Raw genomic sequence first — 25,624 nt, 5'->3', positions numbered from 1 at the left:
TCCCAGATTCCCCCGGGCCCGGAGCAACGCACTCAACAACCGGGGGAGTCAGAGGAACACGGCAATGAGCAATCTTCGCACCCACATCGACACTGACACCGAGACCGAAACCGATACCGCCTCCCGCGCCGAGGTCACCGGCACCACGGCAGAGCACCTGCAGCTGCCCCGCGGCGAGGCGCTCATCTCCGCCCTGGTGCTGGCCCAGATCAAGGCCGAACCGGAACTGGCACGCCAGCCCCTGGACACCCTCCTGTGCCGCTCCATAGAGCGCGCCGCACGGGTCTACGGCCTGATCCAGGAGACCGCCGACACGCCGCCGGTACTGCGTCGGCTGCTGCCCCATGCCCATCGCCTCATCGAGGAGCTGAACGCTCTGGCCGAGGCGCAGCCGGCGGCCTGTCGCAGCCATCGGGAACAGGCCGAGCAGCGCCACCATTGGCGCGCCCAGGAGCGCGCCGCCGACGTCATCGCCTGGTGCATCGTCAACGAGGAACTCGAGGCGGAATGAGCACACGGGCGGGGCCGTCATCGCGGCCCCGCCCGCCGCCGCTCGCCTGATCCGTCACCCTGGGTCAGGACTCCAGCACGCTGAGCAGTTCCGGCAGCGCCTTCTCCATGCTCCTGCGTCCCTGTTCGATGGCCTCGGCGGCGCGATCGTAGTCGAGCACGCCCAGATGGGCGAGGCGCGGCGCAAGATAGATATCGGGGGGATCGCCCGCCATCCGGCTGCGGGTGATGCGGTCCTGCATGATGTTGATGGAATCGAGCAGGACCGTGAACAGCCCCGGCGATCCGGACCCGTCGGTTCCACGTCCGCTGCTGAGCAGCGCCGCGGGCAGGTTGCGGCGCAGGCTCTCGTTCAGACGGTTCATGAGGGGATCCAGGCGCCCCTCAGCCGCCGCTCTCTCCTGGGGCCGCTTGCGGCGCTTGCCCACGATGTCGCCATTGAGGTTGACCGCGATCACCACCTCCGCCCCGAGCGCACGGCACAGCGAAACCGGAACCGGGTTGACCAGGCCGCCATCCACCAGCCAGCGTTCCTGGTAGCGGGCCGGGGAGAACAGGCCGGGCAGCGCCATCGAGGCGCGTACCGCGTCCAGCAGCGATCCCTCCTCCAGCCACTGCTCGCGGCCGGTCTCCAGGTCGGTCGCGACGGCCGCGAAGCGGCATGACAGCTTGCCGATCTCCTGGTCCTCCACGTATTCGCGGAAGATCTCCATCAGCCGCTCGCCTTCAATGAACCCGCCGTTGAGACGCACGTCCATGAGCCGCACCACGTCCCACCAGCTCAGGGTCTCCACCCACTCGTGCAGCCAGGGCAGATTGCCGCTGGCGTAGGCCGCGCCCACCAGTGCGCCGATGGAGGCGCCGCAGACCACTTCCGGGCGGATACCGGCCTCTTCCAGGGCCTCGATGATGCCGATATGGGCCCAGCCGCGGGCCGAACCGCTGCCGAGGGCGAGCCCCACCCGCGGCGTCCCGCCCTGCTGCCGTTTCCCGGCGTCCATGGCTCAGTCTCCCCGCCCGTCGAGCAGGGGACGGGCGCGGAGCAGACCGATGATCGTCTTCGCGTCGCGCAGGCGACCGTCGAGCGCCTGCCGCAGGGCCTCGGCGTAGGAAAGCCAGTGCACTTCCATGAGCTCGTCCTCCTGGTGCTCCGTGGCCACCGTCGTCAGTCCACGGGCGAGGTAGAGGTGGATCACCTCGTCACAGAAACCGGGCGTGCTCAGGACGCTGCCGAGGGCACGCCAGTAACGGGCCCGCAGCCCCGCCTCCTCGCCCAGCTCCCGGCGCGCCGTGGCCAATGGCGGTTCGTCCGGCTCGAGCTTCCCGGCCGGAAGCTCCCACAGCCAGCCGCCGGTGGCGTGGCGGTACTGGCGCACGAGACAGACGTTGCGCCCGGCGTCCAGCGCCACCACGGCCGCGCCGCCGGGATGGCGCACCACCTCCAGCTCCAGCGTGCGGCCGTCCGGCCGCCGCACGGTCTCGATGCCGAGATCCACCACGCGGCCCCGATGGATGGACCGGCGGCCGGTCATCCCAGCCGGTCCTTGGCCGCGGCCCAGAGCCGTTCCAGCCGTTCCGGGCCGGCCTGTTCTGGTGCCGTGCCCTCCGCGGCGAGCCGCGCCTCCATGTACCGGAAGCGGCTGGAGAAACGGTGGTTGGCGGCGCGCAGGGCGCGCTCCGGGTCCACCCCGGCATGGCGCGCCAGGTTGACGCAGGTGAAGAGCAGGTCGCCCAGTTCCGCCTCCACCCGCTCCGGCCCGTCCGCCCCGGCCCGGGCCTCCCGCAGCTCCCGGATCTCCTCGTCGAGCTTGCGGAACACCCCGTCGATGTCGGGCCAGTCGAAACCGGCCCGCGCGGCACGGGACTGGAGCTTGCGGGCGCGGGTCAGGGCCGGCAGGGCGAGACTCACCCCGTCGAGCAGGCTGTGGAGATGCTCCGTGCCGCGATCCGCCGCCTTGCGTTGCCGTTCCGCCGCCTTGTGGGCCTCCCAGGCCTCGGTCTGCTCGGCGGCATCGGCCACCACGGCTTCGCCGAAGACATGGGGGTGACGGCGCACGAGCTTCTCCACGATGGCGGCGGCCACATCGGCGAAGGTGAACTCGTCCGCCTCCTCCGCGATGCGCGCGTAGAAGACCACCTGGAACAGCAGATCGCCGAGCTCCTCGCGCAACTCGCCGAGATCGCCGGCCTCGGCGGCCTCGGCCACCTCGTAGGCCTCCTCCAGGGTGTGCGGCGCCAGGCTGGCATAGGTCTGCTCGAGATCCCAGGGACAGCCGCGCTCGGGATTGCGCAGGGCCGCCATCACCTCCAGCAGTTGTTCCACGGGATTCATCGGCGGCTCCTCCACGGTATCGCCTGCGCTCATCGGAGCGCGAGAAAGCGCTGGCCGGACACATCCTCCGGCCTGGACCGGGCCCCCGGTTCAGTGGCGCCGGTGGACCTCGATGACATTGGGCAGCTGGTTGATCTGATCCAGCACCCGGCCAAGCTGATCCAGACCGTTGATCTCCAGCGTCAGGGTCATGTCGGCGGTGTTCCCCTCCTTGTCCGAGAGGGTGTTCACCGCGGTCACGTTGATGCGATCGTTGGCGAGCAGGCTGGTGATGTCCCGCAGCAGCCCGTGGCGGTCATAGGCCTTGATGTAGACGTCCACCGGATAGGTGCTGCGGGTCTGCCCGCCCCACTCCACCTCGATCAGCCGTTCATCCTCGCGGCGCTGGTACTCCAGCACGTTCGGGCAGTCGCGGCGGTGGATGGTGACCCCCCGCCCGCGGGTGATATAGCCCATGATGGCATCGCCGGGCACCGGCTTGCAGCAGCGCGCCATGTGGGTCAGCAGGTTGCCGACACCCTGGATATGGACATCGCTGTCGGAGGTGGGCGTGCTCGGCCGGGAGATGGGCAGGGGCAGCTCGGACTGGGGCGGCTCCTGGCGCTGCAGGACCTGGTGCGCGGTGACCACCTGCCCGGGGCGGATGTCCCCGGCGCCCACGGCCGCCAGGAGGTCCTCGCCGCGCTTGAAGTTGTATTTCCCGGCGATGGTCTCGTAGTCGATGGGACCCAGGCCGAGACGCTGCTGCTCGCGCTCCATGGCGGCGCGTCCGGCGGCGCAGTTCTTGTCATGGTCCTGCAGCCGGAACCAGTGCTGGACCTTGCCCCGGGCCCGCCCGGTGTTGAGATAGCCGAGGTTGGGATTGAGCCAGTCGCGGCTCGGGGCGCCCTCCTTGGCGGTCAGGATCTCCACCTGCTCACCGGTCTGCAGGCGGTAGGTGAGCGGCACGATGCGGCCGTTTATCTTGGCCCCCCGGCAGCGGTGACCGAGCTCGGTGTGGATGTGATAGGCGAAATCCAGCGGCGTGGCGCCCACGGGCATGTCCACCACCTTGCCCTGGGGGGTGAAGACGTAGACCCGCTCCTCCACCACCGCGCTCTTCAGATCGTCGAGCAGGGCCTCGGTATCGCTCAGCTCCTCCTGCCAGTTGAGGATCTGGCGCAGCCAGGCGATCTTGGCCTCGAAGCTGGAGTCGTAGGCCATGCCCTCCTTGTAGCGCCAGTGGGCGGCCACGCCCAGCTCCGACTCGCTGTCCATCTCGTGGGTCCGGATCTGGACCTCCAGGTTCCGGCCCTCGGGGCCGATGACCGCGGTGTGCAGGGAACGGTAGCCGTTCTCCTTGGGGGTGGCGATGTAGTCGTCGAACTCCCGGGGGATGTGGGCCCAGAGGGTGTGGACGATGCCCAGCGTCGCATAGCAGTCGGGGATGGAGTCGACCAGCACCCGCAGTGCGCGCACGTCGTGGATCTGGTGGAAATCCTGGCTCTTGCGCTGCATCTTGCGCCAGATGCTGTAGATATGCTTCGCCCGGCCGTGGACCTCCGCCTGGATCCCGGCGCTCGCGAGCGACTCCCGCAGCTGATCCATCACGCGGCGGATGTAGCGCTCGCGGTCCACCCGGCGCTCTTCCAGCAGGCGCGCGATCTGCTTGTAGGTGGCCGGCTCCAGGAAGCGGAAGGCGAGGTCCTCCAGCTCCCACTTGATCTGGCCGATGCCGAGCCGGTTGGCCAGGGGCGCGTAGACCTCCTGGGTCTCGCGGGCCAGGTCGCGGCGGACCGGTTCGTCGGCGTCCCGGGCCAGGCGCATGGCGACCACCCGCTCGGCCAGCTTGACCAGCACCACGCGGACGTCCTCGACCATGGCCAGGAGCATCTTGCGCAGGTTTTCGGCGTGGCCGCCGTCGCGGCGCCGATCGCCGGCGTTCTGGTAGATGTCGTGGATGGCGTTCATCTGCCGAATCCCGCCCAGCAGTCGGCTCACGCCCTCGCCGACCCGTTCGGTGACCGTCTCCAGCTCGAGCACGTCGTCACGCACGCAGGGGTACAGGAGCGCGGCGGCGAGGGTCTCCGGATCGAGGCGCATGTCGGCGAGCACATCGGCCATGGCCAGTCCCTCGCCCAGGACGCCGCCCTCCCCCCCCGCGGGGCCGCTGTCCGGAAACGTGTCCTGGAGCAGCGCACAGGCGGCACGCAGGCGATCGGGCGCGAGGTCCGGACGCTCCTGGCGCAGCAGCACCAACCAGTCCTCCAGGGTGATCTCCCGGTCGGCGTCGATGCGGATGCTCTCCTTGACCTTTACCATGGCTTCTCGAACAGGGCGATGGACTCCACGTGGGTGGTATGGGGAAACATGTCCATGATACCCGCGCTCACCAGCCGGTATCCCCCTTCGCGCACCAGCACGCCGGCGTCGCGGGCCAGGGTGGCGGGATTGCAGGAGACGTAGACGACCCGGCCGGCACCGAAGGCAGGCAGGTGGCGGACCATCTCCAGGGCGCCGGTGCGGGGCGGATCGAGCAGCACCTTGTGGAACCCGGCCCGGGCCCAGGGTTCGGCGCTGAAGTCCCCCGCCAGGTCGGCGGCATGGAACTCGGCGTTGGCGATGCCGTTGCGCTGCGCGTTCCCGCCGGCCCGGGCGACCATCCCGGCGTCCCCCTCCACGCCCACCACCGCGCCGCAGCGGCGGGCCAGCGGCAGGGTGAAATTGCCCAGCCCGCAGAACAGATCGAGAATGCGGTCCTCGGCCGAGGGCTCCAGCAGCGCCAGGGCGTGGTCCACCATGGCGAGGTTGATCTCGGCGTTCACCTGGGCGAAGTCGGTGGGCCGGAACAGCACCTCCACGTCGTAGGCCGGCAGCCGGTAGGTGAGCGCCACGGCATCACCGGGCCCGAGGGGGTGGACGCTCTCAGGCCCGGCCGGCTGGAGCTGGATGTGCAGGCCGGTCGCGGCGCCGAAACCGGCCAGCCGGGCGCGGTCGGCCTCGCCCAGCGGCACCATGTTGCGGAACACCAGTACCGTGTGCTCGTCGCCGGCCGCCACCTCGATCTGCGGGATGGCGTCGCGGGCATCGAGCGAACCGATGAGCGCACGCAGCTCCCCGATGCGCTCCCCCACCTGGGGCACCAGCACCGGACAGGCGCCGATCTCGGTGATGAAGCTGCTGCCCTTCTCCCGGAATCCCACCAGCACCCCGCCCTTCTTGGCGACATGGCGCACCCCCAGGCGGGCCTTGCGCCGGTAGCCCCAGAGCGGTCCGGTCAACGGCGGCAGGACCGTCTCCGGCGCCACGTCCCCGAAGTGGCGCAGGTTGCTCAGCAGCGTCTGCTCCTTGCGTGCCCGCTGGGCCTCCGGGGCCAGGTGCTGGAGGCTGCAGCCGCCGCAGGAGCCGAAATGGAGGCAGCGGGGCTCCACCCGCTCGGCGGCGGCCTCGATGAGGGTATGCACGACGCCCTCGTCGAAACGGCCGCGCCGGCGCCGATAGGTGAACGACACCCGTTCGCCCGGCAGGGCGCCCTGGATGAACACCGTCTTGCCCTCCACGTGGGCCACCCCGCGGCCATCGTGGGAGAGATCCTCGACCACGGTTTCGACCGGATCGAGGGGAAGGTTCTGCTTGCGTTTTCGTGCCATGGTGCTGTCGGTAGGTGGTCCGCCGCCGCGGAGCGGGGCAGGTCGGGAGGCTCAGGCGCTTGCTGCCCCGGCCCGCCGGAGAAACGGGTCCGCGGCCCGCCAGGCATCGAGAAACGCCGTCAGGTGCGGCTTGTTCTCCTCGGCCAGGGAATCGGCCAGCAGGCGCAGTTCGGCGGCATGGGCGCTCTCCAGTAGCTGGCCGCGGAACAGCTGGTAGCGCAGGTAGACCAGGTAGGTGTTGAGGACGTCGGTTTCGCAGTAGTCGCGGATGCGGCCGATCTCACCCGCCTGGAAGCTCTCCCACACCTTGGCCCCGCTCATCCCCATCTTGCCCGGGAAACCGAGCAGGCCGGCCATCTCGTCCAGGGGCACGTAGGCGCGCGCCTGGTAGCCGGCCAGCAGGTCCATGAGATCGGTATGGCGGGTGTGGTAACGGCTGAGGTAGTTGTTCCAGCGGAAGCTGGTGTCCTCCTCGCCGGTCTCCCAGTAGCGCGGGGCGCTGATCCCGTGCAGCATGGCGCGGTAGTGGAGCACCGGCAGGTCGAACCCGCCGCCGTTCCACGACACCAGGGTCGGGGTGAAGCGGTCGATGCCGTCGTAGAAGCGCTGAATCAGCTCGGCCTCGCCGGAGTCGGGATCGCCCAGGGACCAGACCTTGACCCGGTCTGAGCTGCGCAGCACGGCGGAGATGGCCACCACCCGGTGCAGATGCAGGCGCAGGAACTCGGTCCCGTTCTCCTGCCGGCGCTTGTTGAACATGACATTCGCCACGTCCTTGTCGCTGAGCCCCTCCAGCCCGTGGAGCCGCCGCCCGCCGTCCAGGTCGGGCACCGTTTCGATATCGAATACGAACAGATTCATCACTGCTGCCGTGTCAGGCGGATGGGGCCCGCGTCACCGGCGCCAGGCGCCACTGCCGTCCTGGTACCACCAGCCGCGCTGGCGGGCATTGTCCGCCCAGCGCTGGGCGAAGGTGTCGCGGATCTGATCCGTCCACTCCGGATGACCGTTGGCGCGGGCGATCTCGGCATACAGGGCCTGGCGGTCGCGGTTCTCATCGGCCAGCAGCTGCTTGAGCTCGTTGCGGGCCTGGAGGGGAACGGCCTTGGGGTCGTGAATCGCCACCAGGGCGTCCTTGGTGACGCCGATGGCGCCGGACGCGTAGTAGGATTCGAGCCGCTCATGGCGCTGCTTCATGGCATCCTGGATGCGGCGGATGGCGGGGGTGGAGATGTCGATGTCGGCCTCGGCCGCGTGTGCTCCGGGTATCGCCCGGGTGAGCAGCAGCGCCAGTGCCGCCTGGCGCCAGCCCGGGGTCAGGGCCGAGGACTTGTCCGGCGCCGGGGATTCCGGGGTCTTCCCCTCCTCGGGCGCAGTCTGCCCGGGGGGCTGCTCGCCCCAGACATCCTGGATGATCCGGTCCGCGGCCTTCTCCGCCGCGGCGGCCGGGAAGTAGATGTTGATGGTCACGCAGGCGCTCAACAGGAGCAGCATGGGCAGCAGCAGAAACCGACGCGTGGTGTTCATGATTTCATCCTCCAGTTCCGGGTATTCCCGGTCCATTCTGTCACTGCGGCGCCGGACAGACGGCGCATTGGCATCCCCTACTCCACAACGGCCGGGCCCTGCTCGGTGATCCGCTGCAGACGCTGCACCAGCACGTCCCAATCCACTTCGCGGCTGTAGCCGACCACGTCGATACGCGGCAGTCCACCGCCGCGGACGATGGTGTATCCGCCGTTGCTCTCCTCGAGGCCGTCCATCCGGCACACGCCCCGTGCCAGCCGGCAGCTCAGGCCGATGGCATCGTAGGAGAACGATTCGAACATGCGCAGGAAGCTTCGCGACAGGGCGCCACCCACACCGCCACCCAGACTGGTCAGGTTGTCGACGGCCCGCTGGCTGATGCGGTGGCGCGAGCGGTCGCCGGGCGGGGTCCGGAAATCGGCATCGAAGGCCACCGGTTCCCAGTTCTCCAGGCGCAGCCCGTGAATGCGGCCTCCAAGCCTGCCCTGAATGTTACCAAAGGCGAAGGTCCGGGTCAGCGTATCCAGGTCCAGGTTGTCCAGGTCCACATCGGCGCTCAGGCGCGGAATGACGCCGAAGGGGGACTCCAGGCGCAGGTCGCGGACCACCACGCTGCCGTCGAAGACCCGCACCAGCAGCGCGCCGTCCACGCCCAGCACCCCGTCGCGGTAGGAAACGGCGGGGATCATGCCGGAGAGCTTCCCGGACATCTCCGGCCAGCCCAGCGCCGTGGTCAGGGCCTGGAGGGAGACGGGGGTCAGCATGCCCTCGAAGCCCACTTCCGGGTCCGGCGCACCGAGACCCGACACCCGGAGGGAGTCCACCTGCAGCCGGCCGTCGAGAACGGGCAGCGCGAAGGGCTCCGGCAGCTCCAGCCGGTCGCCCGCGGCCGCGAAATGGAGCGTGGCGGCACCCAGCTCCACGGCGTACACCTGCCCGCGCTCCCAGCTGAGCCGTGAACTCCGGGGTTCGCCCGTGTCCGCCCAGGCCAACTGCCCCGCCAGGCCCGTCACGGCGAAGCGGCCGTGTTCGTCGGCGATGTCCACCGACTGCAGTGTCGCGTCGACCGCCGCCAGGCGGCCGTCGAGCAGCTCCAGGCTGACGCTCCCGCCGCCCCCGAGCTCCAGGGCGTCGAGTGCCGTGCCGAGGAGAAACGGCTGCAGATAGCCTGGATAGGCGCGGCTCAGGTCCGGGCTCTCGGCCGTCAGCTCGAGCCGCTGCACCGGAACGGTCGCGGTGGTGTCCAGCCGGGCCGATCCGCTCACCCGGAGCAGTCCATCCTGCTCGAGTTCCAGGTCGGCGAGGGTCAGGGTCCCTTCCCGCGGCCGCCATCCGCCGCGGGTCCGGAGCCGCAGCGGCGCCTGGGCGAAATCGGCGAATACCGGGTCGGAGTAGATCTGACCCTGATCGATCCGCCCCGTCACGCTGCCGGCCCACCCCGCGCCGGCCGGCTCGGCCTGCAGCTGCAGATCCACCCGCAGCTGCTGGCCGACCTGGAGTCCCTGCTCATCCTCGTAGCTCAGTCCCCGCAGCTGTCCGGAGAGCGTCAACGGCTGCGGGGCACTTCCGCCCCCGGTCCTGAAACTGCCGCTGAAGCGGCCGGAGGGATTGAATTCCCGGACCGATGCCAGCGTCGTGCCGGACAGCGCGAGGAGCCGCTCAATCGCCACCTCCTCGGCATCCAGCTCCAGGCTCCAGTGTCCGCCCCGGCTCCGGAACAGGCCCCGGATCCGGCCGTCCGCGAACCGGGTGTCCCGCAACTGCAGGCGCAATTCCCCCTCCTCCGGGCTGTAGGTCACGCCCAGGGGGAGCACCGGGTCGCCCAGGTCCGGGCTGCGCAGCTGCAAGGTGGCCGCCGCACAGGTGACCCGGGCGGCGGTCCACTGGAGTTCGGGGCAGCGGAGCTCGAGCGCATCGACCGCGGGCAGCCCGGGAGGAAGCGTGAGCGCCTCAACGTCCGCCGCGAGGGTCAGTCGGCCTTCGGCGTCCCAGGCGAGCTGCGCATGGATGCCGCGCCCCTCCCACCCTGGCCCTGACAGTGCCCCGAGATCGAGACCCAGCCGCTCCACGGCCCATACAGCCGCCATCCCCGGCACCAGCAACAGCACCAGCACCAGCAGGAGGCCGGCGGCGGGATGGCGTGGGCGGAGGCACGGGGGCATCGGTCCGGGCTGGGCGCCGCCCCACACGGGTCAGGTGGCCGGGAAGACCTCGGTGGAGAGGTAGCGGTCGCCCCGATCGCAGATGATGGCGACGATGACCGCGTTTTCCACCGTTCGGGACAGGCTCAGGGCGGCGGCGATGGCTCCGCCCGAGGAGATGCCGCAGAAGATGCCCTCGCGGCTCGCCAGCTCCCGGGTGGTCCGCTCCGCCTCCTCCTGGCCGACGTCGATGATCCGGTCGACCCGCAGCGGTTCGTAGATGCTCGGCAGGTAGGCCTCCGGCCAGCGGCGGATGCCGGGTATGCTGGCTCCCTCGGCGGGCTGGACGCCCACAACCTGCACGGCGGGATCCTGCTCCTTGAGGTAGCGGGAGGTGCCCATGATGGTGCCGGTGGTGCCCATGGCGCTGACGAAGTGGGTGATGCGTCCGCCGGTGTCGCGCCAGATTTCCGGCCCCGTACCCTCGTAGTGGGCGCGCGGATTGTCGGGGTTGGAGAACTGGTCGAGCACCCGGCCGCGGCCCTCCGCCTCCATGGACTTGGCCAGATCGCGGGCACCCTCCATCCCCTCCGCCCGGGACACCAGGATGATCTCGGCGCCGAAGGCCTTCATGACCGCCCGCCGTTCCACGCTCATGTTGTCGGGCATGATGAGGACCATCCGGTAGCCCTTGATGGCCGCCGCCATGGCCAGCGCGATGCCGGTATTGCCGCTGGTGGCCTCGATCAGGGTGTCCCCCGGCCGGATCTCGTCGCGGGCCTCGGCGTGGCGAATCATGCTCAGTGCGGGCCGATCCTTGACCGAGCCGGCGGGATTGTTGCCCTCCAGCTTGGCCAGGACGAGGTTGGACGTTTCCCCGGGGAGGCGCTGCAGGCGCACCAGGGGAGTATTGCCGACATATTGCTCGATGGTGGGAATGTCCATGGGGCGCAGTTTAGCCCCCATAAACCCGACAAAGCCATATCCCGGAACCCCCGGCCAGCGGAAGTGTGCAGTCATTCGTTGACCTGCGGCAGTCCGGTTCGCACAATGCAATCATACTGTTACGCAACCCTCACGCAGGGATCGAAACCATGGACCCCGACCGACATGAATCCAGCATCCACCCCGGCCGCGTGGGGATGCTGCTGGCCGCCGCCTGCTGCATGGCCGGTCCGTGGCCCGCCGCCGCGGAGCATGACCTGCCCCTGACCGAGGATCTCTTCCTCGCGGAGATGCCCGTGGTGCTGTCGGTCACCCGGCTGGCCCAGCCCACGGCCGACGCGCCGGCCTCCACCACGGTGATCGACCGGGCGATGATCGAGGCCAGCGGGGCCCGGGAACTGGTGGATCTCCTGCGCCTGGTGCCGGGGTTCCAGACGGGACGGGTCAGCGGGAACCAGTTCGTGACCACCTATCACGGTCTCGGGGACGCCTATGCACGGCGCATGCAGGTGCTGGTGGACGGTCGTTCGGTCTATATCCCCAGCTTCGGCGGCGTGCCGTGGGCCGACCTCCCGTTGGCCATGGAGGACATCCAGCGCATCGAGGTCATCCGCGGTCCCAATGCCGCCACGTACGGCTCCAACGCCTTTTCCGGCGTCATCAGCATAACCACCCGCCACAGCGCCGAGACCCACGGCGAGTTCCTGCAGGCCACCGTGGGCAGCAACGACATCGGTGACCTCTTCTACCGCCACGGCGGCAGCCGCGGCGACCTGGACTACCGGATCAGCCTGGGTTACCGCCAGGACGCCGGCATCGGGGAGCGCCAGGACGACTGGCGATCGCGGCAACTGAACCTGCGCGGCGACTACCGCCTCTCCGATCACGACGTTCTCCAGGCCCAGTTCGGCTTCCTGCAGGGACCGCGGGGCCGGGGCACGCCCGGCGAGCGCGGCAACCTGCCACGGGATGCGAAGGTCCACAGCCATTTCCAGCAGTTGCGCTGGGAGCGCGCCCTCGAGCCCGGCGCGGATCTCTCCGTGCAGCTGTTCCACACCTACGTGGATACCAACGAGGGGTTCCTGGGCGGCCCCTACTTCGGCTACTACCTGCCCCTGGATTTCGATGTCCGCACCGAGCGCTGGGAGCTTGAGCTCCAGCACACCCTGAGCCCCGCGGACGATCTGCGCCTGGTGTGGGGCGGGAGCGCGCGGCTGGACAGCGCCGACTCCGACAGTTATCTGGGTACGGGCTCAGGCCGGGAGAACGACATCTATCGCCTGTTCGGCAATGCCGAGTGGCGCATGAGCGATGCCCTGCTGATGAACCTCGGCGGCATGGTGGAGAACAACGGCATTACCGGCACCGACTTCGCCCCGCGCCTGGCGTTCAACTACCGCGTGGCGGCCGGCCATACCCTGCGCACGTCGGTGTCCACCGCCACCCGCACCCCGTCGATGTTCGAGGCCTTCGCCAATCAGCATTTCTGCATCGAATCGCTGGGGCTTTGCGAGCAGACCATCCTCACCAACGGTCAGCTCGATGCCGAGCGCATCACGGCCTATGAACTGGGCTATAATCTGGAGCTTGCCGACCTCGGGACGATGGTCGATATCCGTTTGTTCAGGGAAGAACTCAGTGATGTCATCGGAATGTATTTCGCCGCGACCGGCCTGCCCCCCTGGTTGGATGTGGTGGAGCCCGGGGCATGGGATTTCGTCAACGATGACGATATTCTCCTCACCGGCATCGAGACCCAGCTGGACTACCGTCCGGACCGCCACAGCGGCCTGCGCCTGGCCTACTCCTACACCCGGGTCGAAGCGGACGATCACCGCGAGCAGTACAGCCGCAGCGTACCCCGCCACACCGCCAGCCTGTTCCTGTTCCACCGCTTCCCCAACGACCTGCGGGCCAGCCTCCTGTACAGTTTCACCAGCGGCATGACCTGGCTCGGCGACGGCAGTACGGTCGAGCCGGCACGACGCCTCGATCTCAGGCTGGCGAAACCCTGGCATTCCGGCGGCGTGCGCGGGCAGTTGGAACTGGTGTTGCAGAATGTCCTCGGTGAGTACCACGATTTCGTCTATCAGAATTCATTTGCACCCCAGGCCTACCTGCAGCTGAGCCTGCAAGTGGACTGAGACCGGAGGCGACCGCACGGGCCGAGGCAATGGACGCACAGACTACCCGGCAGCGCTGCCACAGCAAGGATGCGAAGCAGGCGTCAACCCACGGCTGCGGGTGTGTATTCCTGTTGCTTGTCGGTCTACTGTTCCACGTCCAGGCCCTCGCCGCGGATGGGCCCCGCATCCTGGTCATGACGGAAGTGGCCGGTGGCGTGTACGGCCAGACGCTGGAGGGGCTGGAACAGGTCCTCGCTGCGCTGCCGGAGGAGTCGCGGCCACGGCTTGTGGTACGCGAGCTGTCCAAGCTCCAGCCACTCCCCGATACGACCGGCTACGACCTGGTGGTGACCCTGGGCAGTGACATGGCGGCGCGCCTGATGACCAAGCCCCCGGATGCGTCGCTGCTGTGTCTGCTCATTCCCCGGCTGACGTTCAGGCACCTCGTCTCACAGCTGCCGGAACCATCCCGCCAGCGGGTATCCGCCATCTACCTGGATCAGCCCTTCGCCCGGACCCTCCATCTCCTGCAGAGCGCGTTTCCGGAAGCCCGCGACATAGCCGTTCCGCTCGGACCCTCGTCGGCCCTGGAAAAGACGGAGCTCGAAGCGGTGGCGGCAACCCATGGGCTGCGGCTGCACCCGGTGCATATCCGGGAGGACGAGAATCCCCTGCCTGCCATCCTCGGCCTGCTCGACGATTCGGATGTGGTGCTCGCACTGCCCGATCCCGTCGTCTACAACCAGTACAGCGTGCAGGGCATCCTGCTGGCGACCTACCGGCGCGAAATACCCGTGATCGGATTTTCCCGCGCCTACGTAAGGGCCGGTGCGATCGCCGCGGTGTACACTACGCCGGTACAGGTTGGACGTCAGGCCGGGCGCCTGCTGCTCGACGCATTCGCCATGACTCCCCCGCGACTGCCGCCGCCCCGGCCGCCAGAGGAGTACGAGATTGCCGTGAACCGCCAAGTCACCCGCTCGCTCGGCATCGTCCTTCCGGATGACGCCGATCTGCTCGGGCAGGTCCGGCGGATGGACGCCGTGCAGGAGAGACGGCCATGAAGAACTGGGGCATCCGCCACAAGGTGCTGCTGCTGGCGCTGGTCCCGACGCTGGTGCTCTCGTTGCTCCTGAGCGCCTATTTCATCTCCATCCGCATCTATGATCTCGAGGAGGGTATGCTCGAGACCGGGCGGATGCTGGTCCAGCAGCTCGCCCCCGCCGCGGAGTACGGTGTCTTCTCGGGCAACGGGGAGATTCTCCAGGGCCTGGTGAACGCGATTCTGGAAGAGCAGGATGTCCGTGCCGCGGCCATCTACGACTCCGACCTCCAGCTGCTGGTCCGTGCCGGACCGGAATTCGCACCCCATGATCGCCCGCTCGTGGACACCCGCAGCGGCGTGGTCATGTCCGAGGCGCGCAACGGCCGTTCGATCATATTCCATGCCCCCATCGTGATCGGCAACGTCATGGTTGCCGATTTTCCCGATCAAATGGCCGACCCCGGCACGCGGTCCACGACGGGAACGCGGCTGCTGGGGACCGTGGCCGTCGAGGTGTCGCGCACGGGCACGCTGCTCAAGAAATACCAGGCCATCATCAATGGCGCGATCCTGCTTGCTGGCGTACTGGCCATCAGCGCCGTCGTCGCCCTGCGCATCGGCCGCAGCGTCAGCGACCCCATCCTCGCCCTGACCCGGGCGGTCGACCGGATCCGTTCCGGCGACCTGGATACGCGTGTCCCGCCGGAGGGGGGTGGCGAGCTGAACACCCTCGCCTCCGGGGTGAACGCCATGGCCGAGTCCCTGGGCTCGGCACGCAGTGAAATGCAGGAGAACATCGACCAGGCCACCGCCGACCTGCGCGAGACGCTGGAAACCATCGAGATCCAGAACATCGAGCTGGATATCGCGCGCAAGCGCGCCGAGGACGCCAACCGGGTCAAATCCGAGTTCCTGGCCAACATGAGCCACGAAATCCGCACTCCCATGAACGGCATCATCGGCTACACGGAACTGCTGCAGAAGACCCGGCTGAACGGGGTGCAGTCCGAGTATGTGGCAACCATCGAGAAATCGGCCTCGGACCTGCTCAACATCGTCAACGACATTCTCGACTTCTCCAAGATCGAGGCGGGAAAACTCTCCCTCCAGGTGAGCGACTTCCCGCTGCGCGATGCGGTGGAGGACGTGGTGTACATGCTGGCGCCGGGTGCCCGGCAGAAGGGCCTGGAGCTGATCTCGCTGTTCTACTCGGATGTCCCCGACCGCGTTCGGACCGATTCCACGCGGCTGAAGCAGATCCTGATCAACCTGGTGGGCAATGCCATCAAGTTCACCAACCGCGGCAGCGTCGCCGTGCGCGTCATGCTGGAGGAGGAGAACGAGGAGAACTCAACCCTGCGCATCAGCATTGCCGACACGGGCATCGGCATGGATCGGGAACAGCTGGCGCAGCTGTTCAAGCCGTTCCAGCAGGCGGACGGCTCGCCCAGGCGCCTGTTCGGCGGCACCGGTCTGGGACTCATCATCTCCAAGAAGCTGGTGGAACAGCTCGGGGGTTCCATCAGCGTGGAGAGTGAACTCGGCCGTGGTTCGACCTTCACCTTCACTTTCACCTGTGCCACGGGACCCGCGGTGCGCAACCTGCATGCCGACGGCCTCGCCGACCGCCGCGCCCTGATCTGCGAGCCCCATCCCCTCGTACGCACGGCGCTGCGGCACCTGCTCACCGGCTGGCGCATGCAGGTGACTGAAATCGATGACCGCGATCGCCTCGCAGAGCACCTGGACACCGCCCGCGCCCAGGGACGCCCCATCGAGCTGGTGCTGATCGGCACGGCCGCGGGCGACACCTGCAACAGCGATGTGGAGGCACTGCTCGGCACCCTGTGCCGGGACGGTGGCGCGCCGGTCGTACTGCTGCCCAACGCCAGCCCGCACCAGCTGGTGTGCAGGGAACGCCTCAAGGCGCTGGGGACCGCCGCAATACTGCCAAAGCCGGTTTCGCAGCAGCGGTTGCGCAGGGAGCTGGTCGCCATCCTGCTGGGCCGGGCTGACAGCCCGGTTGCCGCCAGCCCGGGCGCCCTGGACAACGACTCCTCCGCTCCCGGAAGCACGCCCTCCGTGCTGGTGGTCGACGACAATGCCGCGAACCTCAAGCTCGCCACCATCATGCTCGAGGAACTCGGGTTGCGGGTAAGCCAGGCCTGCGATGGCGTCGAGGCGCTCGAAGTGCTGCGCGGGCAGGATTTCGACGCCGTGCTGATGGACATCCAGATGCCGCACCTGGATGGGGTGAGCGCCACCCGCGAATTGCGCGCCATGGAAAAGGAGGGTCTACGCACCCCGGTCATCGCGCTCACCGCCCACGCCATGGCCGGTGAGGCGGAGAAACTTCTGGCCGCGGGCCTGGACGACTACCTTTCCAAGCCCTTCAACTCCCGTCAACTCGCGGAGAAACTGAAGTGCTGGCTGACATTGCCGGGCGCCAGGGACACCGGTCCCGAAACGGGTCCGGTTCCCGGTCCGGCTCCGGAGTCCGGTATGTCGGTCATCGACCATGAGCTCGGGGTTCGTCTGGCCAACGGCAACCGGGAACTGGCCGACGAGATATTGCAGCAGCTCGTCGGGGAACTGGGGGAGAAGGTCGAGGCCATCGCCCAGGCCCACGCGAGTGGGGAACTGTCACGGATGCGGGAACTGGTCCACCGAGTCCATGGCGGTACCTGCTTCACCGGCGTTCCCCAGCTGAAGGCATCCGCCGAGCGCCTCGAGCGGGCGCTGCTGGCAAAGGACGACGACGCGGCAATCGCTTTCGCCCATACCGCTTTCCGCGCTGCCGCCCACGCGGTTCTCGCGGCAGCCGGCGAGAGTGTGGCGACGCTCAGGGAGCAGCGGTCAAAATGACGAACGCGAGCGCGTAGGCACCGTCATCGGAAATGCTGAGGTGGCAGTCCCGGGCCCGCATCGCCCGCAGCCGCTCCAGGGCCGCTCCGCTGCACTGGATGCCCGGCCGCCCCATCTCGTCGTGGACCACCGCCAGCTGGCGCAGGCTGATGCCGTCGCGGAAGCCGGTACCCAGCGCCTTGGCAAACGCCTCCTTGGCGGCAAAGCGCTTGGCCAGGAACCGTCCGGGATCCGCTGCACGACGGAACTCCTCGTGTTCCGCGCCGGCCAGGATACGGCTGCTGTAGCGCTCGCCGAAGCGCTGCAGGCCCCGCGCCAGTCGCGCCACTTCCACCAGGTCGGTCCCGATACCCGCAATGCTCATCACCGCGCCGCGTCCATGAGCCGGCGCATCTCCGCGACCGCTTCGCGCAGCCCCGTGATGACCGCCCGGGCGATGATGGCGTGACCTATGTTGAGCTCGTTGAGCTGGGGCATGGCCGCAATGGGGTGGACATTCAGGTAGTTGAGGCCATGGCCCGCATTCACGACCAGCCCCGCCGCAGCGGCGTGGCGCACCGCCGCGGCCACGCGCTCCCGTTCCGTTGCGCGGCCGGGCGCATCGGCGGCATCGGCGTAACGCCCGGTATGAATCTCGACAGTGGGTGCGCCGGCGGCCACCGCGGCATCGATCTGGACGGGATCGGGATCGATGAACAGGGAGACCTCGATCCCCGCCGCCGCCAGGCGCGCGCAGGCATCGCGCACCCGGGGAAGCTGTCCCGCCACGTCCAGTCCGCCCTCGGTGGTCAGTTCCTGGCGTTTCTCCGGCACCAGGCAACAGTGTTCCGGGCGGTAGCGCTCGGCAATCGCCAGCATCCCGTCGGTGACCGCCATTTCCAGGTTCATCCGGGTCTGCAGGGTCTGCCGCAGCAGCTCCACGTCCCGTTCCTGGATATGCCGGCGATCTTCGCGCAGGTGCACGGTGATGCCGTCCGCACCCGCCAGCTCGGCCTCGGCGGCCGCCTGGACGGGATCGGGAAAGCGGGTTCCCCGGGCCTGGCGCAGGGTGGCGACATGATCGATGTTCACGCCAAGCAGAAGACGGCTCTGCCCAGTCACTCGGTGGTCCTCCTTCTGCGGGTCCGGATCAGCAGGTCCCGGCTTTTCAGGGGCCGCGGACCCAGGTGGGGGGCAAGGATCGAGGCCAGGAGGCGCTGGGCCTGCTTCTGGCAGGTCTCGTCAAGCGGCGTGTCCGCGGCCAGGGCCTGCAGACAGCGGCCCAGGATGGTTATTCCGCCCGTCGGAGTGTCGCGATCCGCACCGGCCGGGATCGCTCCCCGTTCCGGTTCATAGTGGTAGTGCCCGTCGGCCGACAGGGCCTCGCCCCGGGCATCCTCGTGCAGCTGCAGGCCGTAACCCAGGACATCGAGGAGCCGTTTCTCGAACCGACGCAGTATTGTCGGGTCGCAGCCATGGGTTTGCAACCTGCCGAGGGCGTCATGGTAGGCGGAGAACAGCTCGGGAGCCGGATCGTGCCGCGTCAGCAGGCGCAGCAGCAGCTCGTTGAGGTAGAACCCGCAGACCAGGGCATCCCCCTGCAGGTGCAGCGCCCTTCCCGCCGATTCGGCGCCGGTGAGAGTCGCCAGCTCTCCGGGCGCCGACCAGGACAGGAGCAGCGGTACGAATGGCTGCAGCAAGGGGCGTACCCGCGAGCCGGGGCGACGGGCGCCACGGGCCACGATGCCGATGCGTCCGTAATCGCGGGTCAGCACCTCGAGCAGCCGGCTGGTTTCGCGATAGGCACGTTGATGCAGCACGTAGGCGGGCTGCAGGCTTACCCGCTCGGACATGGGTACCGGTCCGGTTCAGTGGGGGACGTCAGTCGTTCTGGTATCCGAGGCTGGCCAGGCTCCGTTCGTCATCGGACCAGCCTTCACGGACTTTCACCCACAGGCGCAGGAAGACATGGGCGTCGAACAGCTTCTCCATGTCGTGACGGGCCTGGCGGCCCACTTCCTTGAGCTGTTCCCCGCCCTTGCCGATGACGATGGCCTTCTGCCCGGAGCGTTCGACCCAGATGACGGCACTGATGCTGCGCCGGCCCTCCTCCTCGCGGAACTCCTCGAGCTCCACCGCCAGCGCGTAGGGCACTTCATCCCCCAGGCTGCGCATGAGCTTTTCCCGGACGATTTCGGCCGCGAGGAACCGTTCGCTGCGGTCGGTGAGCTGGTCGGCATCGAACAGCCAGTCCCCCTCGGGCAACTGGCTCGCGATGATTTTCTCCAGGACATCGAGATTGTCGCCGGAGTAGGCCGACAGGGGGACGATATCGAGGAACCCGGCCTTGGCGGCCAACGCCTGCAGGTGGGGCAGCAGCCGGGTCTTGTCCGCGATGCGGTCCACCTTGTTCACCGCCAGGATCACCGGCCGCCCCGCCTCCATGACGCGCTTCAGGAGCTGGGCGTCCTCGTCGGTCCAGCGCAGGCCGTCCACCAGCATCACGATCACGTCCACCTCCGCCAGGGTGCTCAGCGCGGCGCGGTTCATGTAGCGGTTGATGGCGCGTTTTCCGCCCTGGTGGACACCCGGCGTATCCACGTACACCGTCTGCACCGCACCTTCCGTCTTGATCCCGAGAATCCGGTGGCGGGTGGTCTGGGGCTTCGGCGAAGTGATGCTGATCTTCTGCCCGAGGAGCCGGTTGAGCAGGGTCGATTTGCCCACATTGGGACGCCCGACAAGGGCGACGAAACCGCTGCGGCGGGCTTCCGGTTCACTCATTGGTGATATTCCTGAGAGCGATGCGGGCAGCTTCCTGCTCGGCGCGTCGCCGGCTGCTGCCCGTACCGCGCGTGGTCATGTCCAGGCCCTCGATCCGGCACTCCACCCGAAAGACCTGGGCGTGCGCCTCTCCCTCGACGGAATCGACGAGGTAGGTCGGCAGGGCGAGACGGTGAGCCTGCAGATACTCCTGCAGGCGGGTCTTGGGATCCTTCAGAGTCCCCTGCGGCGACAGGGCATCCAGGCGTTCGGCGTACCATTCCAGCACGCATCCGCGACAGCACTCCATGCCGGCGTCGAGATAGATTGCGCCGATGACGGCTTCCAGCGCGTCGGCCAGGATCGATTCGCGGCGGTAACCACCGCTTTTCAGCTCTCCGGAGCCGAGCAGCAGGTAGTCCCCCAGCCCGAACTCCCGGGCCAGGACAGCCAGGGTCTCACCCTTGACCAGGCTGGCGCGCAACCGGCTCAGCTCACCCTCTTTCGCCTGCGGAAACCGGCGATAGAGTTCCTCGGCCATGACGAAGCTGAGAATGGCGTCGCCGAGAAACTCCAGCCGCTCGTTGTTGTCCTTGCGGAAACTCCGATGCGTCAGCGCGCACTCGAGGAGTTCGGTTTGGTGAAATCTGTGGCCCAGGTGGCGGAACAGTGGATCGATCGGTGGTCTTGTCACTGAGCCACGAATTCCTCGCTGTCGTCGAAGCTGACCACCGCATCAATATTGGCGACCATGGGAATGCGAACCTCGTAGGTCACCCGGATGGTGAGTTTGCCCTGCCGGTTTTCAATCTTGACGTTCCCTTCCCGCACCCGATCAACATCATCGATACTGATCCGGCGAATGAACAGGTTCATGACCTCGTGATTGGTCTTGCGGGTGATGAAGGGCTCCTCGTGCAGCGACTGCAGTGCGCTCGTGACCTTGTAGTGCTCCAGGTAGACCGGTGTCAGACGCAGTACCAGCAACGCGAAGAAAGCGACTAGCCCCAGGATGATCAGCCACCCGATGGCGGTCATTCCTCTCTGGCTGAAGCGTGTTCCCATGGTCATTCTCCTGCGGTGGTCGGGGTTGGGATCGAGTATAACGCCTGCGCTTGATCCTGCAGGCCCGCACGGCGCCGCTGGTCGGGGGGAACCCGAACCACCGGTCACGAAAATGACGCCGGGGGCCGTTGGTCCCTCTACGGCAACGCTGCATACACGGGAAAAGCTATACGCTGCGACGCCCCGAGGCAAGCCGCAGGCCGGCGGCCCCGGCCACATCCGCCCGGGGCCGCCGGGCGAACATGCCTTCGGTCACTCCCGGTGTTCGCGGCCGGACATCAATCGATGCCGGACCCGATGCGGGACCAGGAAACGCCCCCGGCCTCGCCGTCGTAGTTCATCCAGATCAGGAATGCCTTGCCCACCAGGTTCTCTTCGGGAACCGTTCCCCAGTAACGGCTGTCATTGCTGTTGTCGCGGTTGTCCCCCATCACGAAGTACTGGCCGGCCGGGACCACGAACTCGCCCTCGACGGAAGGCTGACCGTTGCGCACGAGGATATGGTGGGATACCCCGTCGAGCAGTTCCATGCGCTCCTCGGCGCCGGTCATCACGGCTCCCGCCCCCTCCCCCTGGTAGATCCCGAGGGAATCCTGCCCGGCGGGCTGGCCGTTGATATAGACAGTCTTGTTGTAGTAGGCGACCCGATCCCCGGGCACACCGACCACCCGCTTGATGTAGTCGACGCCCGGATCCTGGGGATAGCGGAAGACCACCACGTCACCCCGTTCTGGCTCGCCCACCTCCAGCACCTTGCTGTTGAGGACCGGCAGCCGGATGCCGTAGGCGAACTTGTTCACCAGGATGAAGTCGCCCACGAGCAGGGTGGGCATCATCGAGCCGGAAGGAATCCGGAACGGCTCCACCACGAAGGACCGCAGCACCAGAACGGCGAGCACGACCGGGAAGAAGGAGCGCGCGTATTCGACCACCACCGGCTCACGGGCTGGCTCTGCGGCGGCCGTACCGCCCTCCTCCGTGGCCAGGGAGCGGCGTTTCGGCGCCCACAACAGGGCGTCCAGGGCCCATATTCCACCGGTCAGGAAGGTGGCGAGCACGAGCAGCGTTGGGAAATCAAGGCTCATATTATTTTTTCTCTACCTGCAGGATGGCGAGGAAGGCTTCCTGGGGGATCTCGACTTTGCCGAGTTGCTTCATGCGCCGCTTGCCCGCTTTCTGCTTTTCGAGCAGCTTGCGCTTGCGCGAAACGTCGCCGCCATAGCACTTGGCCAGGACGTTCTTGCGCAGGGCCTTGACCGTGCTGCGGGCGATGACGTGATTGCCGATGGCCGCCTGGATGGCCACTTCGAACATCTGCTGGGGAATGATCTCCTTCATCTTCTCCACCAGGTCACGCCCGCGGTTATAGGCCTTGTCCCGATGGACGATGAGCGAGAGCGCGTCCACCCGCTCGGCGTTGATGAGGATATCGAGTTTCACCAGGTCGGCGGCCTGGAACCGCTTGAAGCTGTATTCCAGCGAGGCGTAGCCGCGGCTCACCGACTTGAGCCGGTCGAAGAAATCCAGCACCACTTCGTTCATCGGCAACTCGTAGGTGAGGGTCACCTGGTTGCCGAGATACTGCATGCGCTTCTGTGCGCCGCGCTTCTCCACGCACAGGCCGATGACGTTGCCCACGTGCTCCTGGGGCACCAGGATGTGGGCTTCCACGATGGGTTCCCGGATCTCGCGGATGCGGCCCGGCTCCGGCAGGGTCGCCGGGTTGTCCACCGAGATGACCTCATCGGCCGTGGTGAGCACCTCGAAAACCACCGTCGGGGCGGTGGTGATGAGGTCGATTTCGTACTCCCGCTCCAGGCGTTCCTGGATGATCTCCATGTGGAGCATGCCCAGGAAACCGCAGCGGAAGCCGAAGCCGAGCGCCGTGGAGGTCTCCGGCTCGTAGAACAGCGCCGCGTCGTTCAGGCTCAGCTTGGCCAGGGCGTCGCGGAAATCCTCGTAATCGTCGGAATCCACCGGAAACAGCCCCGCAAAGACCTGGGGGCGCACCTTCTGGAAGCCCGGCAGCTGCTTGTCCGCGGGGCGGTTGGCATGGGTCAGGGTGTCCCCCACGGGCGCCCCGTTGATGTCCTTGATGCCGGCCACGACGAAGCCCACCTCACCGGCGCGCAGGGCCTCGGTACGGGTCCGCTTGGGAGTGAAGATGCCCACCTGGTCGAGCAGGTGATCCCGCCCGGTGGACATGACGCGGATCTTCTCGCCGGGCCGCAGGGTGCCGTCCATGACCCGGACCAGCGACACCACGCCGAGATAGTTGTCGAACCAGGAATCGATGATGAGGGCGCGCAGGGTACCCTCCGGATCCCCCTGAGGCGGCGGGATGTCGGCGACGATGCGTTCGAGCAGCTCATCGACCCCGAGACCGGTCTTGGCGCTGACCCGGGAGGCGTTGTCCGCCTCGATACCCACGATCTCCTCGATCTCCTGGATGACCCGCTCGGGCTCCGCCTGGGGCAGGTCGATCTTGTTCAGCACCGGCAGGACCTCGAGCCCCTGCTCGAAAGCGGTGTAGCAGTTGGCGACCGTCTGGGCCTCCACTCCCTGGGCGGCGTCCACCACCAGCAGCGCCCCCTCGCAGGCGGCCAGTGAACGGGAGACCTCGTAGGAGAAGTCCACATGGCCGGGGGTGTCGATGAAGTTGAGCAGGTAGTTCCGCCCGTCCCGCGCCTGGTAGCGCAGGGAGACGCTCTGGGCCTTGATGGTGATGCCGCGCTCCCGCTCCAGGTCCATGGAGTCGAGCACCTGCGCGGACATCTCGCGATCGGCCAGGCCGCCGCAGTTCTGGATCAGACGGTCGGCCAGGGTGGATTTGCCGTGATCGATATGCGCGATGATCGAGAAGTTGCGAATGTGGCTCAGTGCACTCACGGCGTGTCGGCGATCCTGGAATCCGGTTCTTGGTCGGGACTGATGGAGAGGGGCTTCAGACACTTCCGTGCAGGACTGCGGAGCGGCATGAAGGCCGGCTCACGGTCTGCCGGGCGGTGGGAGTCGCTGCCGCAACCGCGCAAAACAGGTTCTGGATCCCCGAAAGGAGCGGATTCTAACGTATTTCGCCTTGGCGAGGAACAAGCCGGGGCGATGCCGGCGGGTGGCCGGCGGTTCCGGTGCAGCCAATGGGAAAACGTGTGAGTTCAGCAATTAACTGCTTTTATTTCAATTGGTTTTCGAGCTTATTTAAGGCGCACAATCAACAGACCCGACCCGGGCTGAGCCCGGGCCGGACACCGTCATTCACCCCGCCGGAACACGCAGGGCCAGGAACAGGGGACTCCCATCCCGCTGCACCAGGAGCGCGGCCGATTTTCCCCCGGGCAGAGATTTGATCAGCTCACGGAACTGCTCGGCACTCTCCACGTCCTGGTTGTTCAGGCGCAGGATCAGGTCACCCTGGCGGATGCCGGCCGCGCGGGCCGCGCCGGGCTTGACCGATTCCACCATGACACCGCCCTGCTCGACCCCCAGGGCCTCCCGCTGCTCGTCACTGAGATCGGCGACCGTCAAGCCGAACCGGCTGTCCTCGATGGGCGAGGGTTCGGGTTTTCCGCCACCCGCGGCAATGGACTCCTCCTCGGGAAGCTCGCCAATCTCGATCTTGAGATTCCGCTGCTTGCCGGCCCGTATCAGCTTGACCGGCACCGAGTTGCCCACCTTCGTGGCGCCCACCAGCGGCGGCAGTTCGGAGGACTTGTCCACGACATGGCCGTCGAACTCGACAATCACATCACCCACCTGGATTCCGGCCTTGGCCGCCGGGCTGTCCGGCATCACCTGGGCCACCAGGGCGCCGCGGGGTTGATCCATGCCGAAAGACTCGGCCAGGTCCCGGGTCACATTCTGGATCAGGACGCCGAGCCAGCCGCGCGAGACGTAGCCCTGGGTCTTCAGCTGGTCCACCACCTGCATGGCCATGTCGATGGGAATGGCGAAGGACAGCCCCATGAAACCGCCCGTGCGGCTGTAGATCTGGGAGTTGATCCCGACCACCTCGCCGTCCAGGTTGAACAGGGGGCCACCGGAGTTGCCCGGATTGATGGCCACGTCCGTCTGGATGAAGGGCACGTAGTTCTCGTTCGGCAGGCTGCGTCCCTTGGCGCTCACGATGCCGGCGGTGACCGAATGATCGAAGCCGAACGGCGAACCGATGGCGAGCACCCATTCGCCGACCTTCAGATCCTCGGAACTGCCCACGTCGACCACAGGCAGATCATCGGCATCCACCTTGAGCAGGGCGAGGTCGCTGCGCTCGTCGCTGCCGATCAGCTCGGCGATCAGTTCCCGGCGATCGCTGAGACGCACGATGATCTCGTCGGCGTCCCGGATGACGTGATAGTTGGTCAGCAGATAGCCGTCCCGGGAGATGACGAACCCGGAGCCCAGGGACTTGGAGTTGAAGGTCCCTTCATCACCCCCTTCCCCGTCCTCGCCGAAGAAGCGGCGCAGGAAATCCCGCAGGGGGGAGTCCTCGGGCAGATCGGGCAGGTTGAGCTCCGGAGGCAGGTGCGGCGATCCGCTCACCTTCTGTGTCGTGCTGATGTTCACCACCGCCGGGCCGTAACGCTCGACCATCCAGGTGAAATCGGGCAGCTCCCGGGCCTGGGCAATCCCGGCACCGGCCAGCAACCAGATCAGCAGGGCCGTGCACAGGGCCGTACCACGGGATAGGGGAATTCGCT

Annotated in this window: 22 protein-coding genes; 4 read left to right on the top strand and 18 right to left on the bottom strand. The window is 67.6% G+C overall.

Features of this window, described 5'->3' with window-relative positions; genetic code table 11:
- Positions 1–64: 64 nt before the first annotated feature.
- Positions 65–511 (top strand): hypothetical protein, encoded by a 447-nt coding sequence (locus DFQ59_RS05675; RefSeq protein ID WP_114278717.1) that lies wholly within the window; start codon positions 65–67, stop codon positions 509–511.
- A 64-nt stretch (positions 512–575) separates the two neighbouring features.
- On the opposite strand, the gene rssA is transcribed toward DFQ59_RS05675, so the two are convergent.
- The 9 genes from rssA to cysM form a co-directional block, all read right to left on the bottom strand.
- A complete protein-coding gene (rssA, locus tag DFQ59_RS05670; RefSeq protein ID WP_114278716.1) occupies positions 576–1,511 on the bottom strand; it encodes a patatin-like phospholipase RssA in 936 nt (311 codons plus the stop codon).
- A 3-nt stretch (positions 1,512–1,514) separates the two neighbouring features.
- Positions 1,515–2,042, bottom strand: coding sequence for an NUDIX hydrolase (locus DFQ59_RS05665; protein WP_114278715.1), 528 nt, complete (start codon positions 2,040–2,042; stop codon positions 1,515–1,517).
- Complete coding sequence (gene mazG, locus DFQ59_RS05660) at positions 2,039–2,842, bottom strand: nucleoside triphosphate pyrophosphohydrolase (protein ID WP_114279194.1); 804 nt, start codon at positions 2,840–2,842, stop codon at positions 2,039–2,041. The genes DFQ59_RS05665 and mazG overlap by 4 nt, the downstream gene beginning before the upstream one ends.
- Before the next feature lie 90 nt (positions 2,843–2,932).
- On the bottom strand, positions 2,933–5,143 hold the full coding sequence (gene relA, locus DFQ59_RS05655; protein WP_114278714.1) for a GTP diphosphokinase: 2,211 nt from the start codon (positions 5,141–5,143) through the stop codon (positions 2,933–2,935).
- Complete coding sequence (gene rlmD / locus DFQ59_RS05650; protein WP_114278713.1) at positions 5,137–6,471, bottom strand: 23S rRNA (uracil(1939)-C(5))-methyltransferase RlmD; 1,335 nt, start codon at positions 6,469–6,471, stop codon at positions 5,137–5,139. The genes relA and rlmD overlap by 7 nt, the downstream gene beginning before the upstream one ends.
- Positions 6,472–6,522: 51 nt before the next feature.
- On the bottom strand, positions 6,523–7,332 hold the full coding sequence (locus tag DFQ59_RS05645; RefSeq protein WP_114278712.1) for a 3'-5' exonuclease: 810 nt from the start codon (positions 7,330–7,332) through the stop codon (positions 6,523–6,525).
- A gap of 33 nt (positions 7,333–7,365) precedes the next feature.
- Complete coding sequence (locus DFQ59_RS05640) at positions 7,366–7,998, bottom strand: YdbL family probable chaperone protein (RefSeq protein ID WP_114279193.1); 633 nt, start codon at positions 7,996–7,998, stop codon at positions 7,366–7,368.
- A gap of 77 nt (positions 7,999–8,075) precedes the next feature.
- Positions 8,076–10,160 carry a hypothetical protein gene (locus DFQ59_RS05635; RefSeq protein ID WP_114278711.1) on the bottom strand — a complete coding sequence of 695 codons (2,085 nt, stop codon included), beginning with the start codon at positions 10,158–10,160 and terminating at the stop codon, positions 8,076–8,078.
- Positions 10,161–10,190: 30 nt separating this feature from the next.
- Entirely contained in the window at positions 10,191–11,084 is an 894-nt protein-coding gene (cysM, locus tag DFQ59_RS05630) for a cysteine synthase CysM (protein ID WP_114278710.1), read from the bottom strand.
- Positions 11,085–11,233: 149 nt separating this feature from the next.
- Here cysM and DFQ59_RS05625 point away from each other — a divergent pair, with 149 nt between their 5' ends.
- From DFQ59_RS05625 to DFQ59_RS05615, 3 genes are read left to right on the top strand one after another with little or no spacing between them, the layout of a single operon-like run.
- Positions 11,234–13,228, top strand: coding sequence for a TonB-dependent receptor plug domain-containing protein (locus DFQ59_RS05625; RefSeq protein WP_114278709.1), 1,995 nt, complete (start codon positions 11,234–11,236; stop codon positions 13,226–13,228).
- A 29-nt stretch (positions 13,229–13,257) separates the two neighbouring features.
- Complete coding sequence (locus tag DFQ59_RS05620) at positions 13,258–14,274, top strand: ABC transporter substrate-binding protein (RefSeq protein ID WP_114278708.1); 1,017 nt, start codon at positions 13,258–13,260, stop codon at positions 14,272–14,274.
- Entirely contained in the window at positions 14,271–17,120 is a 2,850-nt protein-coding gene (locus tag DFQ59_RS05615; RefSeq protein ID WP_114278707.1) for a response regulator, read from the top strand. The genes DFQ59_RS05620 and DFQ59_RS05615 overlap by 4 nt, the downstream gene beginning before the upstream one ends.
- Here the strand turns inward: DFQ59_RS05615 and acpS are convergent.
- The 9 genes from acpS to DFQ59_RS05570 form a co-directional block, all read right to left on the bottom strand.
- Positions 17,098–17,484 (bottom strand): holo-ACP synthase, encoded by a 387-nt coding sequence (acpS, locus tag DFQ59_RS05610; protein ID WP_114278706.1) that lies wholly within the window; start codon positions 17,482–17,484, stop codon positions 17,098–17,100. The genes DFQ59_RS05615 and acpS overlap by 23 nt on opposite strands.
- The gene (pdxJ, locus tag DFQ59_RS05605; RefSeq protein ID WP_114278705.1) at positions 17,484–18,221 is read right to left on the bottom strand and encodes a pyridoxine 5'-phosphate synthase; all 738 of its coding nucleotides are present in this window, start codon (positions 18,219–18,221) and stop codon (positions 17,484–17,486) included. Before pdxJ ends, acpS begins: the two co-directional genes overlap by 1 nt.
- A complete protein-coding gene (gene recO / locus DFQ59_RS05600; RefSeq protein WP_114278704.1) occupies positions 18,218–18,952 on the bottom strand; it encodes a DNA repair protein RecO in 735 nt (244 codons plus the stop codon). Before recO ends, pdxJ begins: the two co-directional genes overlap by 4 nt.
- A 28-nt stretch (positions 18,953–18,980) precedes the next feature.
- A complete protein-coding gene (gene era, locus DFQ59_RS05595) occupies positions 18,981–19,883 on the bottom strand; it encodes a GTPase Era (RefSeq protein ID WP_114278703.1) in 903 nt (300 codons plus the stop codon).
- Complete coding sequence (gene rnc, locus DFQ59_RS05590) at positions 19,876–20,556, bottom strand: ribonuclease III (protein ID WP_245937198.1); 681 nt, start codon at positions 20,554–20,556, stop codon at positions 19,876–19,878. The genes era and rnc overlap by 8 nt, the downstream gene beginning before the upstream one ends.
- Positions 20,553–20,927 (bottom strand): DUF4845 domain-containing protein, encoded by a 375-nt coding sequence (locus DFQ59_RS19770; protein WP_170142052.1) that lies wholly within the window; start codon positions 20,925–20,927, stop codon positions 20,553–20,555. Before DFQ59_RS19770 ends, rnc begins: the two co-directional genes overlap by 4 nt.
- A 278-nt stretch (positions 20,928–21,205) precedes the next feature.
- A complete protein-coding gene (lepB, locus tag DFQ59_RS05580) occupies positions 21,206–22,012 on the bottom strand; it encodes a signal peptidase I (protein WP_114278701.1) in 807 nt (268 codons plus the stop codon).
- Between the two features lies 1 nt (position 22,013).
- Positions 22,014–23,816 carry a translation elongation factor 4 gene (gene lepA, locus DFQ59_RS05575; RefSeq protein ID WP_170142051.1) on the bottom strand — a complete coding sequence of 601 codons (1,803 nt, stop codon included), beginning with the start codon at positions 23,814–23,816 and terminating at the stop codon, positions 22,014–22,016.
- Positions 23,817–24,182: 366 nt separating this feature from the next.
- Positions 24,183–25,619: a DegQ family serine endoprotease gene (locus DFQ59_RS05570; RefSeq protein ID WP_425451006.1), complete on the bottom strand. Its 1,437-nt coding sequence runs from the start codon at positions 25,617–25,619 to the stop codon at positions 24,183–24,185.
- Positions 25,620–25,624: the final 5 nt, after the last annotated feature.

The sequence above is a fragment of the Thioalbus denitrificans genome (assembly GCF_003337735.1).
GTDB classification, from domain to species: domain Bacteria; phylum Pseudomonadota; class Gammaproteobacteria; order DSM-26407; family DSM-26407; genus Thioalbus; species Thioalbus denitrificans.
Note: the sequence above shows the minus strand (reverse complement) of the source record. Positions and strands in the feature narration are given on the sequence as shown.

Coding starts and splice junctions, on each gene's coding strand:
- mazG (WP_114279194.1), bottom strand. CDS start 2,842: ATGAATCCCGTGGAACAACTGCTGGAGGTGATGGCGGCCCTGCGCAAT.
- DFQ59_RS05635 (WP_114278711.1), bottom strand. CDS start 10,160: ATGCCCCCGTGCCTCCGCCCACGCCATCCCGCCGCCGGCCTCCTGCTG.
- DFQ59_RS19770 (WP_170142052.1), bottom strand. CDS start 20,927: ATGGGAACACGCTTCAGCCAGAGAGGAATGACCGCCATCGGGTGGCTG.
- DFQ59_RS05645 (WP_114278712.1), bottom strand. CDS start 7,332: ATGAATCTGTTCGTATTCGATATCGAAACGGTGCCCGACCTGGACGGC.
- relA (WP_114278714.1), bottom strand. CDS start 5,143: ATGGTAAAGGTCAAGGAGAGCATCCGCATCGACGCCGACCGGGAGATC.
- DFQ59_RS05665 (WP_114278715.1), bottom strand. CDS start 2,042: ATGACCGGCCGCCGGTCCATCCATCGGGGCCGCGTGGTGGATCTCGGC.
- DFQ59_RS05675 (WP_114278717.1), top strand. CDS start 65: ATGAGCAATCTTCGCACCCACATCGACACTGACACCGAGACCGAAACC.
- DFQ59_RS05615 (WP_114278707.1), top strand. CDS start 14,271: ATGAAGAACTGGGGCATCCGCCACAAGGTGCTGCTGCTGGCGCTGGTC.
- acpS (WP_114278706.1), bottom strand. CDS start 17,484: ATGAGCATTGCGGGTATCGGGACCGACCTGGTGGAAGTGGCGCGACTG.
- DFQ59_RS05620 (WP_114278708.1), top strand. CDS start 13,258: ATGGACGCACAGACTACCCGGCAGCGCTGCCACAGCAAGGATGCGAAG.
- lepB (WP_114278701.1), bottom strand. CDS start 22,012: ATGAGCCTTGATTTCCCAACGCTGCTCGTGCTCGCCACCTTCCTGACC.
- cysM (WP_114278710.1), bottom strand. CDS start 11,084: ATGGACATTCCCACCATCGAGCAATATGTCGGCAATACTCCCCTGGTG.
- rssA (WP_114278716.1), bottom strand. CDS start 1,511: ATGGACGCCGGGAAACGGCAGCAGGGCGGGACGCCGCGGGTGGGGCTC.
- DFQ59_RS05640 (WP_114279193.1), bottom strand. CDS start 7,998: ATGAACACCACGCGTCGGTTTCTGCTGCTGCCCATGCTGCTCCTGTTG.
- DFQ59_RS05625 (WP_114278709.1), top strand. CDS start 11,234: ATGGACCCCGACCGACATGAATCCAGCATCCACCCCGGCCGCGTGGGG.
- rlmD (WP_114278713.1), bottom strand. CDS start 6,471: ATGGCACGAAAACGCAAGCAGAACCTTCCCCTCGATCCGGTCGAAACC.
- recO (WP_114278704.1), bottom strand. CDS start 18,952: ATGTCCGAGCGGGTAAGCCTGCAGCCCGCCTACGTGCTGCATCAACGT.
- era (WP_114278703.1), bottom strand. CDS start 19,883: ATGAGTGAACCGGAAGCCCGCCGCAGCGGTTTCGTCGCCCTTGTCGGG.